General features: G+C 66.5%; 15 protein-coding genes and 3 tRNA genes. 6 read left to right on the top strand and 12 right to left on the bottom strand.

Features of this window, described 5'->3' with window-relative positions; translation table 11 throughout:
- From tuf to D893_RS04725, 4 genes are all read right to left on the bottom strand, one after another.
- Positions 1–1,175: elongation factor Tu (gene tuf / locus D893_RS04710; RefSeq protein WP_110619253.1), on the bottom strand; the 1,175-nt coding region annotated here is incomplete at its 3' end.
- A 67-nt stretch (positions 1,176–1,242) separates the two neighbouring features.
- Positions 1,243–1,318, bottom strand: a tRNA-Thr gene (locus D893_RS04715).
- Between the two features lie 20 nt (positions 1,319–1,338).
- Positions 1,339–1,412, bottom strand: a tRNA-Gly gene (locus tag D893_RS04720).
- A gap of 52 nt (positions 1,413–1,464) precedes the next feature.
- Positions 1,465–1,549, bottom strand: a tRNA-Tyr gene (locus tag D893_RS04725).
- A gap of 259 nt (positions 1,550–1,808) precedes the next feature.
- On the opposite strand from D893_RS04725, the gene pilB reads away from it, so the two are divergent.
- From pilB to zapD, 5 genes are read left to right on the top strand one after another with little or no spacing between them, the layout of a single operon-like run.
- Positions 1,809–3,524 carry a type IV-A pilus assembly ATPase PilB gene (pilB, locus tag D893_RS04730; protein ID WP_018947357.1) on the top strand — a complete coding sequence of 572 codons (1,716 nt, stop codon included), beginning with the start codon at positions 1,809–1,811 and terminating at the stop codon, positions 3,522–3,524.
- A 19-nt stretch (positions 3,525–3,543) separates the two neighbouring features.
- The gene (locus D893_RS04735; RefSeq protein ID WP_110619254.1) at positions 3,544–4,755 is read left to right on the top strand and encodes a type II secretion system F family protein; all 1,212 of its coding nucleotides are present in this window, start codon (positions 3,544–3,546) and stop codon (positions 4,753–4,755) included.
- A 22-nt stretch (positions 4,756–4,777) separates the two neighbouring features.
- Positions 4,778–5,644, top strand: a complete 867-nt coding sequence (locus D893_RS04740; RefSeq protein ID WP_018947359.1) for an A24 family peptidase — start codon at positions 4,778–4,780, stop codon at positions 5,642–5,644.
- 7 nt (positions 5,645–5,651) lie between these two features.
- Complete coding sequence (gene coaE, locus D893_RS04745) at positions 5,652–6,263, top strand: dephospho-CoA kinase (protein ID WP_026289005.1); 612 nt, start codon at positions 5,652–5,654, stop codon at positions 6,261–6,263.
- A 55-nt stretch (positions 6,264–6,318) separates the two neighbouring features.
- A complete protein-coding gene (gene zapD, locus D893_RS04750; RefSeq protein ID WP_110619255.1) occupies positions 6,319–7,089 on the top strand; it encodes a cell division protein ZapD in 771 nt (256 codons plus the stop codon).
- Positions 7,090–7,118: 29 nt separating this feature from the next.
- On the opposite strand, the gene D893_RS04755 is transcribed toward zapD, so the two are convergent.
- Genes D893_RS04755 through D893_RS04770 form a run of 4 tightly spaced genes read right to left on the bottom strand, consistent with a single transcriptional unit; the run spans position 7,119 to position 13,060 of the window.
- Entirely contained in the window at positions 7,119–8,105 is a 987-nt protein-coding gene (locus D893_RS04755; protein WP_168409928.1) for a Nudix family hydrolase, read from the bottom strand.
- The gene (gene argJ, locus D893_RS04760; RefSeq protein ID WP_110619257.1) at positions 8,086–9,303 is read right to left on the bottom strand and encodes a bifunctional glutamate N-acetyltransferase/amino-acid acetyltransferase ArgJ; all 1,218 of its coding nucleotides are present in this window, start codon (positions 9,301–9,303) and stop codon (positions 8,086–8,088) included. Before argJ ends, D893_RS04755 begins: the two co-directional genes overlap by 20 nt.
- 24 nt (positions 9,304–9,327) lie before the next feature.
- Entirely contained in the window at positions 9,328–12,132 is a 2,805-nt protein-coding gene (secA, locus tag D893_RS04765; RefSeq protein WP_110619258.1) for a preprotein translocase subunit SecA, read from the bottom strand.
- Between the two features lie 58 nt (positions 12,133–12,190).
- Positions 12,191–13,060, bottom strand: a complete 870-nt coding sequence (locus D893_RS04770; protein ID WP_110619259.1) for a M23 family metallopeptidase — start codon at positions 13,058–13,060, stop codon at positions 12,191–12,193.
- 51 nt (positions 13,061–13,111) lie between these two features.
- Here D893_RS04770 and D893_RS04775 point away from each other — a divergent pair, with 51 nt between their 5' ends.
- Complete coding sequence (locus D893_RS04775; RefSeq protein ID WP_018947366.1) at positions 13,112–13,555, top strand: DciA family protein; 444 nt, start codon at positions 13,112–13,114, stop codon at positions 13,553–13,555.
- Between the two features lie 6 nt (positions 13,556–13,561).
- On the opposite strand, the gene lpxC is transcribed toward D893_RS04775, so the two are convergent.
- The 4 genes from lpxC to D893_RS04795 form a co-directional block, all read right to left on the bottom strand.
- A complete protein-coding gene (lpxC, locus tag D893_RS04780) occupies positions 13,562–14,482 on the bottom strand; it encodes a UDP-3-O-acyl-N-acetylglucosamine deacetylase (RefSeq protein WP_077244790.1) in 921 nt (306 codons plus the stop codon).
- Positions 14,483–14,601: 119 nt separating this feature from the next.
- A complete protein-coding gene (ftsZ, locus tag D893_RS04785; protein ID WP_019021424.1) occupies positions 14,602–15,771 on the bottom strand; it encodes a cell division protein FtsZ in 1,170 nt (389 codons plus the stop codon).
- A 77-nt stretch (positions 15,772–15,848) separates the two neighbouring features.
- Positions 15,849–17,084 carry a cell division protein FtsA gene (ftsA, locus tag D893_RS04790; protein WP_110619260.1) on the bottom strand — a complete coding sequence of 412 codons (1,236 nt, stop codon included), beginning with the start codon at positions 17,082–17,084 and terminating at the stop codon, positions 15,849–15,851.
- A gap of 14 nt (positions 17,085–17,098) precedes the next feature.
- A complete protein-coding gene (locus D893_RS04795) occupies positions 17,099–17,827 on the bottom strand; it encodes a cell division protein FtsQ/DivIB (RefSeq protein WP_210434080.1) in 729 nt (242 codons plus the stop codon).
- Positions 17,828–17,829 lie beyond the last annotated feature (2 nt).

Below are 17,829 nucleotides of genomic sequence, written 5' to 3' on the forward strand. Positions count from 1 at the left end.
GAGACGACGCCGGCGCCCACGGTGCGGCCGCCTTCGCGAATCGCGAAACGCAGACCGTCTTCCATGGCGATCGGGCTGATCAGCGACACCGTCATCTTCACGTTGTCGCCCGGCATCACCATCTCGGTGCCTTCCGGCAGCTCGACCGAACCCGTCACGTCCGTCGTCCGGAAATAGAACTGCGGACGATACCCGTTGAAGAACGGCGTGTGACGACCGCCCTCTTCCTTGTTCAGGATGTACACTTCCGCCTCGAACTGGGTGTGCGGAGTAATCGAGCCCGGCTTGCACAGCACCTGGCCGCGCTGCACGTCGTCACGCTTGGTGCCGCGCAGCAGCACGCCCACGTTGTCGCCGGCCTCGCCCTGGTCCAGCAGCTTGCGGAACATCTCCACGCCGGTCACCGTGGTCTTCTGCGTGTCGTGCAGACCCACGATCTCCACTTCCTCGCCCACCTTGACCACGCCGCGCTCGACGCGACCGGTGACCACGGTGCCGCGACCGGAAATCGAGAACACGTCTTCCACCGGCATCAGGAACGCACCGTCCACCGCGCGCTCCGGCTCGGGGATGAAGCGGTCCATCTCGTCAACCAGCTTATGGATCGCCTGGGCGCCCATCTCGCTTTCGTCGCCTTCCAGCGCCTTCAGCGCCGAACCGGTGACCACCGGGGTGTCGTCACCCGGGAAATCATAGCTCGACAGCAGATCGCGGACTTCCATCTCCACCAGCTCCAGGAGCTCCGGATCGTCCACCATGTCCGCCTTGTTCAGGAACACCACGATGTGCGGCACACCCACCTGGCGCGACAGCAGGATGTGCTCCCGCGTCTGCGGCATCGGGCCGTCCGCCGCCGAAACCACCAGGATCGCACCGTCCATCTGCGCAGCACCGGTGATCATGTTCTTCACATAGTCCGCGTGCCCCGGGCAGTCCACGTGCGCATAGTGGCGCGTGTCCGACTCGTACTCCACGTGCGCCGTCGCAATCGTGATCCCGCGCTGCTTCTCTTCCGGCGCGTTGTCAATCTGGTCAAAGGCACGCGCATCGCTGCCGTACTTCTTCGCCTGAACCACCGTCAACGCCGCCGTCAGCGTCGTCTTCCCGTGGTCCACATGACCAATCGTCCCCACATTCACGTGCGGCTTCTTGCGTTCGAACTTTTCCTTGGACATATCTCGCTTCCCCGGATCGTGACGCTGTCGCTACGACGGCAGCACTGACGTTGCTACGTACCAAAAATGGAGCTCATGACCGGACTCGAACCGGTGACCTCTTCCTTACCAAGGAAGTGCTCTACCTGCTGAGCTACATGAGCCTGACCTGCAAGCCAGAATCTGGAGCGGGTGATGGGAATCGAACCCACATCATCAGCTTGGAAGGCTGAGGTTCTACCATTGAACTACACCCGCAGAACCTGGCTTTCTCGCCATCGCCCGCTCGGGTCGCTGGCATGAAACTGGGTGGTGGAGGGAGGAGGATTCGAACCTCCGAAGGCTGTGCCAGCAGATTTACAGTCTGCCCCCGTTGGCCGCTTGGGTATCCCTCCTGAACCAAGCCGTGCATTCTGAGAGACGAATCTAGACAAGTCAACCCCGCCCGAGACGCCGTTCGCAGAACCGTCGACTGACCCGCATCGAGGGCGCGGACCGCGGAAAACCTTGTTCCCATCCTTGTAATCCGCCGAATAACCGCTCTAATATCGGGCCAATGTGAGGAACAACCGCAGCGCCAGCTCGGCATGCGTTTCCATTCCGGACCGCGCCACGTACAGTGTGGATAATCCCCAATAACGTCTGCGAACACCCATGGCCAACAGCAACACGACCCCCCGCCTGCCGGGGCTGGCAAAACGCCTCGTCGACAACGGGCTGATTGCACAGGACATCGCCCAACAGCTGGTCGAACAGGCGCGGACCCAACAGACCCCACTCATGGCGCTGCTGGCCGACAAGGGCGACGTGCCGGAACCACGACTCGTCGAAGCGGCGGCGGAGGAGTTCGGGCTTCCGGTACTGGACATGGCCGCCTTTGACGAGGAAGTCATTCCGCGCGACCACCTGAACGAGAAGCTGATCCAGAAGCATCATGCCCTGCCTCTGATGCAACGCGGGAATCGGTTGTTCATCGCGGTATCCGATCCCACCAACCTGGTGGCCACCGACGAATTCAAATTCGCCACCGGGATGCCCGTCGATGCGGTGCTGGTCGAACCGAAGAAACTGGACAAGGCCATCGACGACGCACTGAATGCCTCGTCCCAGTTGATGGAAGATCTCGGCGATGACGAGCTCGACAGTCTGAATGTCGAAGCCGATTCCGATACCGAGAGTGCCTCGGATGAAGGTGATGCCGTTGATGACGCCCCGGTAGTTCGGTTCGTCAACAAGCTGCTGATGGACGCGATCAACCGTAAGGCATCGGACATCCACCTGGAACCTTTCGAGAAGGATTTCCGGGTTCGTTTTCGCATTGACGGCGTGCTGCATGAGGTGGCTCACCCGCCGAACTCGCTGGCTCCCCGCATCCTGGCCCGCGTCAAGGTCATGTCGCGCATGGATATCGCCGAACGCCGCATCCCGCAGGACGGGCGCATCAAGCTGAAGCTCTCACGCACCCGCGCGATCGACTTCCGTGTCAGCTCCCTGCCCACGCTGTTCGGCGAAAAAATCGTACTGCGAATCCTCGACCCGAGCTCGGCATCGATGGGCATCGATCAGCTCGGTTACGAGGAGGAGCAGAAGGCGCAGTACCTGGAGGCCCTCGGGCGCCCGTACGGGATGATCCTGGTGACCGGACCGACCGGGTCCGGCAAGACCGTCTCCCTCTACACCGGTCTGGGCATCCTCAACACGTCGGACCGCAACATCTCCACTGCGGAAGACCCGTCCGAAATCAACATGCCCGGGGTGAACCAGGTCAACATCAACCCCAAGGTCGGACTGACGTTCGCCAGCGCACTGCGCGCCTTCCTGCGCCAGGACCCCGACGTAATCATGGTCGGCGAGATCCGCGACCTGGAAACCGCCGAGATCGCCATCAAGGCCGCTCAGACCGGGCATCTGGTACTCTCCACCCTGCACACCAACGATGCGCCGCAAACCCTGACGCGCCTGGCCAACATGGGGGTGCCGCCGTACAACATCGCCTCGTCCATCCTGCTGATCATCGCGCAGCGACTGGCGCGCCGTCTGTGCCCCAACTGCAAGGCACCCGAGGATCTGCCGGAGGAAACGCTGCGCGACGAGGGCTTCACCGACGAGGAGCTCGAACAGGGCTTCACGGTGTACCGGCCGGTGGGCTGCGATCAGTGCACCAATGGCTACAAGGGCCGGCTCGGGATCTACCAGGTTATGCCGATCTCGGAGGAACTTGAACGGATCATCCTTGAAAATGGCAACAGCACCGAACTCGCCCGCCAGGCCGAAAAAGAAGGCATCAAGGACCTGCGGCGGGCGGGCCTGCACAAGGTCATCGAAGGGCTGACCAGCCTGGAAGAAGTCAACCGCGTGACCATCGACTAGCGGCTAAGGGGGACAGGGAATGGCCGATTCCGGCACGATCTACACTTGGGAAGGCCTCAACAAGAACGGGGACCGCGTCAAGGGCGAAGTGCCCGCGGAGAACGAGACCTCCGCGCGCGCCGAACTGCGCAAGAACGGCGTCAACGTTCTGAAGATCAAGAAGAAGCCGAAACCCCTTCTGGGTGGCGGGCAGAAGAAGATCATCCCCGCCGACATCGCGTATTTCCTGCGCCAGATGACCACCATGCTGCAGTCGGGGGTGCCGCTGGTGCAGGCGTTCGAGATCGTGGGTCGGGGCAACGAAAAGGCCTCGATGCGCGATCTGATCATGCAGATCAAGACCGACGTCGAGGGCGGCGACACCTTCGCCACCGCCCTGTCGAAGCACCCGAAGCACTTCGACGACCTCGTGGTGAATCTGGTCGAGTCCGGCGAGCAGTCCGGGACCCTGGAAACGCTGCTCGACAAGATCGCGACCTACAAGGAAAAAACGGAGGCCCTCAAGGCCAAGATCCGCAAGGCCCTGTTCTATCCGGCGGCGGTCATCGTGGTGGCCATCGTGGTAACGGCGATCCTGCTGATCTACGTGGTGCCGCAGTTCGAATCCCTGTTCCAGGGCTTCGGCGCAGACCTCCCGGTGTTCACCCGCATGGTCATTAACATGTCGGAGTTCGTACAGGCCTGGTGGTGGGCGATCCTCGGTGCGGCGATCCTGGCGGGATTCCTGTTCATTCAGGCCCGCCAGCGCATTCCAAAATTCGATCGCTTCCTTGACATCGCCATCCTCCGCGCCCCGGCCTTCGGCCCCATCCTGCGCAAGGCCGCGGTGGCCCGCTTCGCCCGGACCCTGTCGACTATGTTCGCGGCCGGCGTGCCGCTGGTGGATGCCCTCAACTCGGTCTCCGGCGCCACCGGCAACGCGGTGTATCGCGAAGCCACCGAGCGAATGCGGGACGAAACCGCAGCGGGCGGGCAGCTTCAGTGGTCGATGCGCAACACGGCCGTGTTCCCCAACATGGTGGTACAGATGGTCGCGATCGGCGAAGAATCAGGCTCGCTCGACACCATGCTGGCCAAGGTCGCTGACTTCTACGAGGAAGAGGTCGACAACGCGGTGGACAGCCTGTCCAGCCTGCTGGAGCCGCTGATCATGGTGGTCCTGGGTGTACTGGTCGGCGGCCTGGTGATCGCGATGTACCTGCCAATCTTCCAGATGGGGCAGGTGATCTGATGGCCGGCGGCATGACCCGCGCATGAGCGAGCTGCTCGCGAACCCGCTGGCGCTGGCGATCATCGCCGGTTTGCTGGGGCTGCTGATCGGCAGCTTCATCAACGTAGTGATCGCCCGCCTCCCAGTCATGCTCGAACGGGAGTGGCAGGCCGAGGCCCGCTACGTCCTGCAGGGCGAAGAACCCGCGGAAGACACCGGCGCGGAGCGTTTCGATCTGATCCGCCCCCGCTCGCGCTGCCCGCACTGCCAGCGTAGCATCCGCGCAATCGAGAACATCCCGCTGCTCAGCTTCCTGTTCCTGCGCGGACGCTGCCCGGGATGTGGGTCCCGCATCAGCTGGCAGTACCCCGCCGTGGAACTGCTGACCGGGCTCCTCTTCGCAGCAACCCTGTGGCACTTCGGCGCCAGCGTCGAGGCCGGCCTTGCACTCGTGCTGACCGGCGGGCTGATCGCAGCCGGCGGCATCGATGCCCGGACCACTCTGCTGCCCGACCAGCTGACCCTGCCTCTGCTCTGGCTGGGGCTGCTGGTGAACAGCTTCGGGGTCTTCACCGACCTGCAGTCGGCCGTGTTCGGCGCGATGGCGGGCTACCTGCTGCTCTGGCTGGTATTCCACGGCTTCCGCCTGCTGACCGGCAAGGAGGGCATGGGCTACGGCGACTTCAAGTTGCTGGCCGCGCTCGGCGCCTGGCTTGGCTGGCAGGCCATCCCGGTGATCCTGCTGCTGGCCTCCCTGGTAGGAGCGGTGGTCGGCATTGCGCTGATCGTCCTGCGCGGACGCGATCGCAACATTCCGATCCCCTTCGGGCCTTACCTGGCCGCCGCCGGATGGCTGACGCTGATCACGGGCGACGCCCTGCTGCGCATCTACTTTCCGCACGGTCTATGATGAAGCTATGGAGCGAGCTGGACTGACGGGGGGGATCGGATCCGGGAAATCCCGTGTGGCGGCCTTGTTCGCCGAACAGGGGATCCCGGTGCTGGATGCCGATCGCGTCACGCGCGAACTGCAGGAACCCGGACAGCCGCTGCACGGGGCGATCGTCGAGCATTTCGGGCCAGGCATTCTTGACCCGCGCGGACACCTCGACCGCCGGGCGCTTGCGACCCGCGTGTTCGCAGACTCCGAGGAACGCGAGGCTCTGGAGGCGATTGTCCATCCGGCCGTCCGTGACGAGATCCACGCCCGGCTGAAAAACAGCTCCCGGGAAGCCCCCTACGCGCTCATCGTCGTGCCTCTCCTGTTCGAAGCGGGCTGGGAGACGGATTTCTTTCACGTCCTTACCGTTGAGTGCACCCCCGAAGAACAGATCGAGCGGGTGACCCGGCGCGACGACCGCACCCGCGAGGAGGTTCGCGCGATCATGGAACGCCAGCTTGGCACGGATGCGCGGCGCCGCCGGGCCGACACCTGCATCGATAACCACGACGGTATCGACGACCGGCAGCTGCGCGACCAGGTCCTGGCCGCCGATCGACACCTGCGAACCCTTACTTCCGGCGGGTAGAAACACCCCCCCACAATCGTGGATACTGCAGAATCTTCAAGCCAATGGCACCGCCGTGACCGCTCCGCTGATCTTCGAACAGCCCCTCCACGAACGGATCCGCCTCCTGCTCCGGCTGGAGGCGCTCACGCAACGTTTCGGTGACGCCCTGCAAGCAGGGCAACCTTACGACCATCACGAAGCCCTGGTCTCCCTGGTCGACATCTATGCGCTGGTCACGCGCGTCGACATCAAGCGCGAGCTGATGGGCGAGATCGAACGCCAGACCGCCAATCTGCAGCGGCTGGCCGACCAGCCCGGGATCGACGCCAGCCGTTTCCGAAGCACGATGGACGACCAGCGGCGCCTGCATTCCGCACTGGAAGAGCAGGCCGGGGCGCTGGACGGGGCAGTCCGCGAGAACGAATTTTTCAACAGTGTGCGCCAGCGGATGGCCCTGCCCGGTGGCGCCTTCGACTTTGACCTCCCGATCTACCACCACTGGCTGTCACAGCCCGTGGAGGCACGCACCGAGCTGCTGCGGGAGTGGTTCCGGCCGCTGGAGAGCGTGACCGAGGCCACACAGCACGTGCTGCGCTATATTCGGGGATCCGGCAACGACCGCAGCGTCACCGCCGAGGAAGGTTTTCTGGAACAGCCCCTGGACAGCCAGCACGCCTGGCAGATGATTCGGGTCAGCGTGGACCCGCAGCTGGGCATCTACCCCGAGATCTCGGGCGGGCGTCAGCGCTTTACCGTGCGCTTCATGGATCCCGGCGATTTCCGCTCGCGCCCGAACCCGGTGCGCGAGGATGTGACATTCGGCCTTTGCTGCTGCGCCCTGTAGGCAGCCCCGGGCGGCACCGCCCCGTGCCGTCACCCCCTCGCGCCCGGCGGCTCTCCGAGCAGACCACGGATGGCTGCGATCCCGCAGGCGCCGGCGGCACGGGCCGGCGCGAGGCTGCCCGCGTCCACCCCCCCCAGGGCGTAGACCGGCACCGGACTCGCCGCGGTCAGACGTGCCAGACCGTCCCAGCCCAGCGGCGTCGCCCCCGGGTGCGTCCGGGTCGGCCGGACCGGACCGACCACGGCCAGATCGGGCGCCAGCCCCCCCGCCTCCCGGAGACCCGTGACATCGTGCGCCGACACGCTGATACGGCCGTCCACCGCGGGACGCCGGGACAGCGCCCGCCAGCGCCGCTCCGGCAGATGCACCCCGGCCGGCGGTAGCTCGTCCAGCCAGTCCAGCGGCGCGTTCAGGAGCACTTCAGTGCCCAGCGACTGCGCGACCGTCACCAGGTCATGGGCAAAGCGGAGATAGTCGTCCCGAGCCAGCCCCGGCGCACGGACCTGCAACAGCCCCACATCCCCGTGCCGGAGGCGGGCCGCCACACGGTCCACCACGGCGGCGATGCCGTCGGACCCGGCCGGGTCGGGCGTCACCAGAAGGAAATCGGGGAGCTGCAACAGGCGCAGAATCGGGCCGTTGGCGGCCGGGAAATCCGCCGGATCCAGCGCGGTCGCCTCGCGCCAGCGCAGGGCGCAGCCTTCGCACTCCCGGACCTCGCCGCTCCAGTCCGGCACCCGGAACACGTGCAGCCGCACGCGGCGGTCGCCGTAGTCATGCTCCAGCCGCAGGCAGGGGATGGCATGGGCCACCTCCAGCGCGGTCTCCTCCCGGATCTCGCGCACCAGGCCCGCGGCCGGGGACTCGTCCGCCTCCAGCTTGCCGCCGGGGAATTCGAGGCGATCCGGCTGATGCTGCCCGGCCCCGCGCTGACCGACCAGGACCCGGCCGTCCCCGTCCTCGATCACGCCCAGCGCCACATCAAGCGGTGGCGCCTCAGGAGCGGTATTCGGCATTGATGCGCACGTACTCGTGGGAGAAATCGCAGGTGTACTTGCGCGCCCGCGCATCGCCGCGTCCGAGGTCGATGGCGATGGTGATCTCGTCAGCCGCGAAGGCGGCCTGGCCGTCTTCCTCGCGGTATTCGGGCGCGCGGCCGCCACCGCGCACGATCGCCAGACCGTTGATGTCGACCGTGACCCCCTCGATCCGGAGATCGCTGACGCCGGCCCGTCCCACGGCCGCGAGGATGCGCCCCCAGTTCGGGTCACTGGCGTACAGCGCGGTCTTCACCAGAGGGGACAACGCGACCGTCTCGGCAACGCGCTCGGCTTCCGCCCGCTCGCATGCGCCCGTCACCTCCACGGTCACGAACTTGGTCGCCCCTTCCCCGTCGCGCACGATCGCGGTCGCCAGTTCCAGACACAGTGACCCCAGCGCCTGCGCGAACGCGGTGCGGTCGGCATCGCCGACCAGACGGACACCGCTGGCCCCGCTGGCCATGCAGACCAGCGCGTCATTGGTCGAGGTATCGCCATCCACGGTAATGGCGTTGAAACTGTCACGGTTCGCCTCGCGCAGCAGCGCGTCCAGCTCGTCCGCATCGGTGGCCAGGTCCGTGCCGACAAAACCCAGCATCGTCGCCATGTCGGGATGGATCATCCCCGATCCCTTCGCCATGCCTGTCAGCCGCACGCACCCTTCGGACAGACGGACGTCGCGGCTCGCGACTTTCGTCACCGTGTCAGTGGTCATGATCGCCCGCGCCGCCCGCAGCCAGCTTTCGCCGTCCTCCACGAGTCCGTCGTAGAGCCCCGGCAGGGCCGCCTCCAGTCGCTCCAGCGGAAACGGCTCGCCGATCACCCCGGTCGAAAACGGCAGCACCGCCGAGGCCTCGCTGCCGGCCAGCCGGGCCAGGGCCGTGCAGCTCGCCTCGGCCGCACGCAGCCCGGGCTCACCGGTACCCGCGTTGGCGTTCCCGGCGTTGATCAGAAGCCAGCGGGGACGCCCCTGCGCCTGATGGCGACGAGCGACCTCCACCGGCGCAGCGCGAAACGCACTGGTTGTGTACAACGCGGCGACCACTGCGTGTTCGCCACCGTCCATCAGCACCAGGTCATCACGACCGGCATACCGGATGCCGGCCGCCCCGGCTGCCAGACGGATGCCCGGCACGGCCGGCGGCGCCGACGGTTCCTGCAGTCCCACGGCCATCAGCGCGTCTCCCCGGACCGGCCGTCAGAGACGGCCGTGGCAGTGCTTGTATTTCTTGCCGGAACCGCACCAGCAGGGCTCGTTGCGTCCGAGCTTGGGCTCCTCCCGCCGGTACGTCTCGTCACCACCGGCGACCTTGCGTGCGCCCTCGTCCGCGGCGCCCCCGTCGTCCTCGTCCGCGGCCAGCGGACTGTCGGGATTCTCGTGGCGGAAATTCATGGCCCCGGTATCCGGTGCCTGGCGTTCCGGCTGCAGCTGTTCGGCGTCCTCGGCGGAACGCAGCTGGATACGCAGCAGCATCTTGATCACGTCGTGCTTGATTCGCTCCAGCAGCGACTGGAACATCGCGAACGCTTCTTTCTTGTATTCCTGCTTGGGATTGCGGTTGGCATACCCGCGCAGGCCGATCCCCTGGCGCAGATAGTCCATCGCCGCCAGGTGTTCCTTCCACTGCGAATCCAGCACCTGCAGCATCACGTCTCGTTGCAGGCGGTTCATGGTGGCATCGCCCAGCTGTTCGCGCTTGCCGTTGAGGGTCTCGCGCGCCCGCTCGATGATGCGCTCGCGCAGGGGTTCCTCGTGCAGGTCGTCCTCGTCATCCAGCCACTGCTTCACCGGCAGTTCGAGGCCGAATTCGTTGCGCAGCGCCTGCTCCAGCCCTTCCGGATCCCAGATATCCTCGATGCTGCCGGGCGGGATGTATTCGCTGATCTGCGCATTCATCACGTCGGCCACGAGGGCATCAATGGTGTCGCTGATGTCTTCGGTGGTCAGCAGTTCCGCGCGCTGCTCATAGATGACCTGGCGCTGGTCGTTGGCGACGTCGTCGTATTCCAGCAGCTGCTTGCGGATATCGAAGTTGTGCGCCTCGACCTTGCGCTGGGCGTTCTCGATGGCGCGCGAGACCCAGGCGTTCTCGATCGCCTCGCCTTCCTTCATGCCCAGGCGTCCCATCAGGGACTTCACCCGTTCGGACGCGAACACCCGCATCAGGTTGTCTTCCAGGGACAGGAAGAACCGGCTGGAGCCCGGGTCACCCTGGCGCCCCGAACGCCCGCGCAGCTGGTTGTCGATGCGCCGCGACTCGTGCCGTTCGGAGCCGATGATGTGCAGGCCGCCGGAGGCCAGGACCTCGTCGTGACGCTTCTGCCATGCCTCGCGAATCCGCTCGCGCTGCTCGGTGTCCTCCGGATCCACCTCGGCCAGCTCGGCATCCAGGCTGCCGCCCAGAACGATGTCGGTACCGCGACCGGCCATGTTAGTGGCCAGGGTCACTGCGCCGGGCTGCCCCGCCTGGGCGATGATGTGCGCCTCCCGCTCGTGCTGCTTGGCGTTGAGCACCTCGAATTCGATGCCCTTCTCCTTGAGCGACTTCGCCAGCCGCTCGGAGCTGTCCACCGAGGCCGTGCCGACCAGCACCGGCTGGCCGCGCTCGACGCACCACTGGATCTCCTTCGCGATCGCGTCGTACTTCTCGTCCTGGGTCAGGTACACCAGGTCCTGCATGTCCTCGCGGATCAGCGGCTTGTTCCCGGGGACCACCACGACCTCCAGGCCGTAGATGGTCTGGAACTCGTAGGCTTCGGTATCGGCGGTGCCGGTCATGCCCGCCAGCTTGTCGTACTGGCGGAAATAGTTCTGGAAGGTGATCGAGGCAAGCGTCTGGTTCTCGCGCTGGATCGGCACGCCCTCCTTGGCCTCGATCGCCTGATGCAGCCCCTCGGACCAGCGCCGACCGGTCATGATGCGGCCGGTGAATTCGTCGATGATCTGGACCTGGTTGTCGCGCACCAGATAGTCGACATCCCGATGGAACAGGGCATGCGCGCGCAGCGCCGCGTTCAGATGGTGCAGGACCGCGATCGCGCCGGCGTCGTACAGCGACTGGTCCTCCTCCAGCAGGCCGGCCTCGCGCAGCAGGGCCTCGGCCTTCTCGTGGCCGTCCTCGCTGAGGAAGACCTGTTTGGCCTTCTCGTCAACGAAGTAGTCGCCCTCGCTCTCTTCGTCTTCCTGACGCGTCAGCTGCGGCGGGATCGCATTCATGCGCTCGTACAGCTCGGAGTCCGAGCCGGACGGGCCGGAAATGATCAGGGGCGTGCGCGCCTCGTCGATCAGGATCGAGTCCACCTCGTCGACCAGCGCGTAGTTCAGGCCCCGCTGCACGCGCTGTTCGGCCGAGAAGGCCATGTTGTCGCGCAGATAGTCGAAACCGAACTCGTTGTTCGTGCCATAGGTGATGTCGGCCGCGTAGGCCTCGGTACGGGTGACCGGCCGCAGGCCGTCCATGCCGTCCTCACCCGCCACATGGTCGGGGTCGAACACGAACGAGGAGGCACCGCCCGACTGCCCGCCGGAGGAGTTGATGACGCCGACCGTCAGTCCCAGGGCCTGGTAGAGCCGTCCCATCCAGGCCGCATCGCGGCGGGCGAGATAGTCGTTCACGGTCACCACGTGCACGCCATCGCCCGGCAGCGCATTGAGATAGGCCGTCAGGGTCGCGACCAGGGTCTTGCCCTCGCCGGTGCGCATTTCCGCGATCCGTCCGTCGTGCAGGACCATCCCGCCCATCAGCTGGACATCGAAGTGGCGCAGGCCGAGTACGCGGTCGCTCATCGCTCGGCAGACCGCGAAGGCTTCGGGCAGCAGCGCATCCAGGTCCTCGCCCGACTGCAGCCGTCGGCGGAATTCATCGGTCTTGTGCCGCAGTTCTTCCTGCGGCAGATCGTCGATGGCCGGGGCCAGGGCATTGATGCGCTCGGCCTTTTTCGCGTAGCGCTTGATGATGCGGTCGTTGCGACTGCCGAAGAACTTGCGTACGAGCTGCTTCATGGGGATCCGGAAGATTGGCTGAAACCGACCTAGGATAAACGATCCGCGGAGGTCACGCTCAGCGATGGACGTAGTCGGCCGGATTTTCCGGCCCGCCGGGACCGTGAACTTCGAAATGGAGGTGGGTATCCGTCGTCCGTCCGGTACTGCCCATACGGGCGATGGGCTGGCCTGCTTCCACCCGTTCCCCGGGATCGACCAGCAACTCCGCATTATGCGCGTAACGGGTCAGCAACCCGTCGGCATGAACGATGTCGACGCTGCGCCCGAACCCACCGTTGGTGTCCGCCCGCACCACGATCCCGTCCGCGGCCGCCCGGATCTCGGAGCCCTCGCGTCCGGCGTAGTCCATGCCGGAATGGAAACGCCGCTCGCCGGTGAACGGATCGTCGCGGTATCCAAAGGCCGAGCTGACCCAGGCCTCGGACTCCACCGGCCGCACGCCGGGGCGCATGCGCTCGTCCCGGGCATCGCCGCGCACCGCCTCGTCCAGGCGCGCGACAGTCGTGTCGCGCTGCCCCAGCAGGTGATCCAGCGCGGCGATGCGACGGTCCATCGCGGCCGCGGAGTCCGGCGGCGCGGGTCCGCCACGACCGCCGGTCTTCGGTTCCAGCGCCTCCGGGTCCAGATCCAGGGCGTCGCCCAGACCGGACATGCGCAGGTCCAGGCGCGCCTGGCGGTTTTCCAGCTCGACCAGACGGGACGCCAGCGACTCCACCCCCTCGCGCGCGAGCTCGCGTTCCGCGAGTTCGAGATCGGGCGAGCCCACGGTCGGGAGCACGGGGATTTCGACCACGTCACGCTGCTGCTGACCCAGCTGATAGCCGGCGGTCACGACCGCGGCCAGCACCCCCAGCAGCACCGGAACCACCAGCCACAGCGGGATCCGGGTACAGACACCGCCGGCTCGTAGTAGCATCAGGTCCATGCAACCTCCGTTGATTCCTGCAAGACCCGACCGGGAGGCGCCATGTCAGCCATGACGCCGCCCCGCATCGGCCGATACATCCGCGCCGCGTGGCAGAGCCACGTCACCCCGGACCGGGCACTGGAACGGGCACTGGCCGGGCTGGTCGGAACGCACGTCGCCAGTGGGCGACTCCAGCTGGTGCGCCACGACACCACCCTGGTGGCAGTCTGCCGCGACCGCGCCCTGTGCACCGAGATGCGCTTCCAGCAGCGCGAGATCCTCAAGACCCTGCAGGCGGCCGGCTACCCCGAAGTGGAGCGCGTGCGGGTCGCCCTGGGCGGTGCGGCCCGCTCTACCGAACCGGAGCCGGTGCGCAGTCGTCCGCCGATCCCGGACAGCGCCCGCCAAACCCTGGAACAGACGGCCGGCGAGGTCGACGATCCCCGCCTGGCGGGAGCACTGCGACGGCTGGCCCGCACCCGTCCCCGCGATTCGGGGAACGATGCGGGGTGACGTCCCTCAGCCGGTGGCGCCCGGCTCCAGCTGCCCGAACGAGATCGGCAGCGGCTCCGCAGGGTCCTCGAAGGTGACCTTTTCCCAGGCCGTCCGGTCCGCGGCCAGCTGACGGATGAGCTGGTTGTTCAGGGCATGACCGGACTTGTGCCCGGTGAAAGCCCCGATCAGGCTGTGGCCCAGCAGGTAGAGATCGCCGACCACGTCGAGGATCTTGTGCTTGACCAGTTCGTTGTCGTAGCGCAGTCCGGTTTCGTTGAGGATCCTGAAGTCGTCCAGCACCACGGCATTGTCCAGGCTGCCGCCCAGTGCCAGCTGATTCGCACGCAGGGCCTCGATGTCGCGCATGAACCCGAATGTCCGGGCGCGCGAGACTTCCTTCACGAACGAGGTCGACGAGAAATCCAGCTCTGCGCGCTGGCTCCCGTCCGTGAACATGGGGTGTTCAAAGTCGATGCAGAAGCCGACCTTGAACCCTTCATAGGGATCGAAGCGCACCCATTTGTCGCCGTCGCGAACCTCCACGCTGCGCTTCACCCGGATGAATTCCTTGGGAGCATCCTGCTCCTTGAGACCCGCGGACTGCAGCAGGAACACGAACGGTCCCGCGCTGCCGTCCATGATCGGGACCTCCGCCGCGCTCACGTCGACGAAGAGATTGTCGATGCCCAGACCGGCCACCGCCGACAGCAGATGTTCCACGGTGGAGACCCGCGCATCGCCGTTGACCAGGGTCGTCGACAGCCGCGTGTCCCCGACGTTCTCGGCCCGTGCCGGGATTTCCACCGGCGGGTCGAGGTCATCGCGGTGAAACACGATTCCGGTATTGGGGGGGGCCGGACGCAGCGTAAGGACCACCTTCTCGCCCGTATGGAGCCCCACTCCGGTCGCCCGGATGCTGTTCTTGAGCGTTCTTTGCCTGATCAACGCACTGCCTCTTCTGCGAGAGCGCATGGAGGGGAGCCCGGGCCCTCCCGGGCTCCGTTCATGCACACAACGAATGCTCCATTATTGCAGGATTCCGCTCCTCCTGCATGTCAAGTCCCTCAATCCGCCTGCTTGCGCAGGAAAGCCGGGATGTCGAGCACATCGATATTCGACTGCTGGTTACCGCTGCCGTAATCGGTCGCGACCTCGTCCTGGCCGCGGCGCTGACGCTGGTGCGTGGGGCGGTCGAAGTCCACGTCGGAACCGGCCGCCGCCTGCTGCGGCTGGGCATCCACCACGCGCACCTGCGGGCGTTCGGGCTGCTCGGTCTGCGCGCCCAGGCCGGTGGCCACCAGCGTGACCCGCATCTCGTCGCTCATCTCGGGATCGATGACGGTACCCACCACCACGGTGGCGTCCTCGGAGGCCAGCGCCTTCACCGCTTCGCCGACTTCCTCGAATTCGCCGATACCGACATCCATGCCGCCGGTCACGTTGACCAGGATGCCGCGGGCCCCGGAGATGTCGATGTCCTCGAGCAGCGGGCTGGCAATCGCGGCCTCGGCGGCCTGGCGCGCACGGTCTTCGCCGGAACCGGTGCCGGTCCCCATCATCGCCATGCCCATCTCGCGCATCACGTTGCGTACGTCGGCGAAGTCGACGTTGATCAGGCCCGGACGGGTGATCAGCTCGGCGATGCCCTGCACCGCGCCGAACAGCACGTCGTTGGCAGCCTTGAAGGCATCCAGCAGGGTGGTGTTCTTGCCCATCACCGTGAGCAGCTTCTCGTTGGGGATGGTGATCAGGGAGTCCACCTGCTCGGTCAGCGCCTTGATCCCGGACATTGCGACCTGCATGCGCTTCTTGCCCTCGAACGGGAACGGCTTGGTCACCACGGCCACGGTCAGGATGCCCATCTCCTTGGCGATCTGTGCCACCACCGGGGCCGCGCCGGTGCCCGTGCCGCCGCCCATGCCGGCGGTGATGAACACCATGTCCGCGCCGTGCAGCAGGTCCTGCACCCGCTCGCGATCCTCCAGTGCGGCCTCGCGGCCCACGGACGGATCGGCCCCGGCGCCCAGGCCCTTGGTGATGTCCCCGCCCAGCTGCAGCAGGGTCTTGGAATCCAGGCTCTTGAGCGCCTGGGCATCGGTATTGGCGCAGATGAAATCCACGCCATCCAGCTGCGAATGAACCATGTGCTGTACGGCGTTGCCGCCGCCGCCACCCACGCCCACGACCTTGATCGTGGCGCTCTGGCTAAAGGTATCCATCAGTTCGAACGTCATGATTGCGTCCTCTTGTTTCGTGTGTACATGTCCTTCCTTCTCGGTAGCCGGAGAGCGGTCCGGCCCTTCGGTCCGGCCTAGAACTGGCCGGTAAACCAGCGCTTCATGCGCGCCCAGACCCCCTGGAACCCGGATTCCACCGGGCGGGCCTCCTGCAGAGCCCTTGACTCGCGGGCATACAGCAGCAGGCCCACCCCGGTGGCGTGCACCGGGTTGCGCACCACGTCCAGCAGCCCGGTCACGTGCTGCGGGACTCCCAGGCGAACGGGCATGTGGAAGACCTCCTCTGCGAGATCCACCCCACCTTCCATCCGCGACGACCCGCCGGTCAGTACCACCCCGGCGGCAATCATTTCCTCGGTCCCGGAACGGCGCAGTTCGGCCTGAACCAGCTGCAGCAGCTCCTCGTAACGCGGCTCCACCACCGAGGCGAGGGTCTGCCGCGACAGCCGGCGCGCTTCGCGGTCGCCCACCCCCGGGACCTCGATGGACTCCCCGGGGTCGGCCAGCGAGCGCAGCGCGCAGGCGTATTTCATCTTCAGTTCTTCGGCGTACTGCGTGGGCGTGCGCAGCGCGACCGCGATGTCGTTGGTCACCTGGTCACCGGCGATTGGCAGCACCGCGGTGTGCGCGATCGCGCCGTGGGAGAACACCGCGATGTCGGTGGTGCCGCCCCCGACATCCACCAGGCAGACCCCCAGGTCCTTCTCGTCCTCGGTCAGCACCGAATAGGACGACGCCAGCTGCTCGAGGATGATGTCGTCCACCCGCAGGCCGCAGCGCTCCACGCACTTCACGATGTTCTGCGCCGCCGACACCGCGCCGGTGACCAGATGGACCTTCGCCTCCAGGCGCACGCCGGACATCCCCACCGGTTCGCGGATGCCCTCCTGCTCGTCGATGATGTATTCCTGCGGGAGCACGTGGAGGATGCGCTGGTCGGCGGGGATCGCGATGGCCCGCGCAGCGTCGATGACCCGCTCGACGTCGCCCGGCCCCACCTCGCCGTCCTTGATGGCCACCACGCCGGTCGAGTTGTAGCTCTTCACGTGACTCCCGGCGATACCGGTGTACACCGAGTGGATCTCGCAGCCGGCCATCAGCTCGGCCTCCTCCACCGCGCGCTGGATCGACTGCACGGTGGACTCGATGTTGACCACCACGCCCTTCTTCAGTCCGCGCGAGGGCGACGAGCCGATGCCGATGATCTCGATCTCGCCATCGTCCTTCAGCTCGCCGACGATGGCCTCGATCTTCGAGGTCCCGACATCCAGCCCGACGATCAGACCCGATTCCGCCTTCTTTGCCATCATCTCCCCGCGTCCTTTCACTGTGTCCCGGGATCGCCGGCGGCGTCCCCGTCTTCTTCGGCCCAGGCCACCGCCATGCCATGCGGATAGCGCAGGTCCCAGCGTTCCACCGGCGCGTCACGGCGCTCGCGCACGACGTCGGCCGCCCGTACCAGAGCATTCAGGCGGGCCGCCTCGGCGTCCCGCCCCATCAGGATCCGGCCCCCGGACTCCAGACGGATGGTCCAGTCATGCCGACGCCCCTCGGCTACGCCGGCCACTTCCAGGCCGGCATCCGCCAGACGTGCCGACACCTCGAGGTAACGGCGCATCAGCACCACCTGGCGCCCGTCCTGCCCCTCCAGCGCGGGCAGGTAGTCCCACTCGGCCTGATCCACCGGCCCGAACACCCGGCCATGCCGGTCGACCAGCTGCTCCTCGCCCCAGCGCGCCACCGGTACCGGTTCGCGCACCTCGACCACCAGCGTCCCCGGCCATTGCCGGCGCAGCTGCACGCCATCGATCCAGGGCTCGGCGACCAGCGAACGTTCCAGCGCCGCCAGATCGGCGGTAATGAACCCCGGCGCGTGGCGACGCGCGAGTTCACGCACCCGCTCCACGTCGGCGTAGCGCGGCTCGCCGGCGATCTCGATGCTCTCCACCGGCACCAGCGCGTCCGGCTCGAACCGGGTCGTCGCCAGCAGGACCAGCACGATCGCCGCGGCCAGCGCCATTCCGGCCAGCACACGCAGGGCCGGACCGGACACGC

It is taken from the genome of Thioalkalivibrio sp. ALE21, assembly GCF_003208255.1.
GTDB lineage: Bacteria > Pseudomonadota > Gammaproteobacteria > Ectothiorhodospirales > Ectothiorhodospiraceae > Thioalkalivibrio > Thioalkalivibrio halophilus.

Coding starts and splice junctions, on each gene's coding strand:
- pilB (WP_018947357.1), top strand. CDS start 1,809: ATGGCCAACAGCAACACGACCCCCCGCCTGCCGGGGCTGGCAAAACGC.
- D893_RS04735 (WP_110619254.1), top strand. CDS start 3,544: ATGGCCGATTCCGGCACGATCTACACTTGGGAAGGCCTCAACAAGAAC.
- D893_RS04740 (WP_018947359.1), top strand. CDS start 4,778: ATGAGCGAGCTGCTCGCGAACCCGCTGGCGCTGGCGATCATCGCCGGT.
- coaE (WP_026289005.1), top strand. CDS start 5,652: ATGGAGCGAGCTGGACTGACGGGGGGGATCGGATCCGGGAAATCCCGT.
- D893_RS04755 (WP_168409928.1), bottom strand. CDS start 8,105: ATGCCGAATACCGCTCCTGAGGCGCCACCGCTTGATGTGGCGCTGGGC.
- argJ (WP_110619257.1), bottom strand. CDS start 9,303: ATGGCCGTGGGACTGCAGGAACCGTCGGCGCCGCCGGCCGTGCCGGGC.
- secA (WP_110619258.1), bottom strand. CDS start 12,132: ATGAAGCAGCTCGTACGCAAGTTCTTCGGCAGTCGCAACGACCGCATC.
- D893_RS04770 (WP_110619259.1), bottom strand. CDS start 13,060: ATGGACCTGATGCTACTACGAGCCGGCGGTGTCTGTACCCGGATCCCG.
- D893_RS04775 (WP_018947366.1), top strand. CDS start 13,112: ATGACGCCGCCCCGCATCGGCCGATACATCCGCGCCGCGTGGCAGAGC.
- ftsZ (WP_019021424.1), bottom strand. CDS start 15,771: ATGACGTTCGAACTGATGGATACCTTTAGCCAGAGCGCCACGATCAAG.
- ftsA (WP_110619260.1), bottom strand. CDS start 17,084: ATGATGGCAAAGAAGGCGGAATCGGGTCTGATCGTCGGGCTGGATGTC.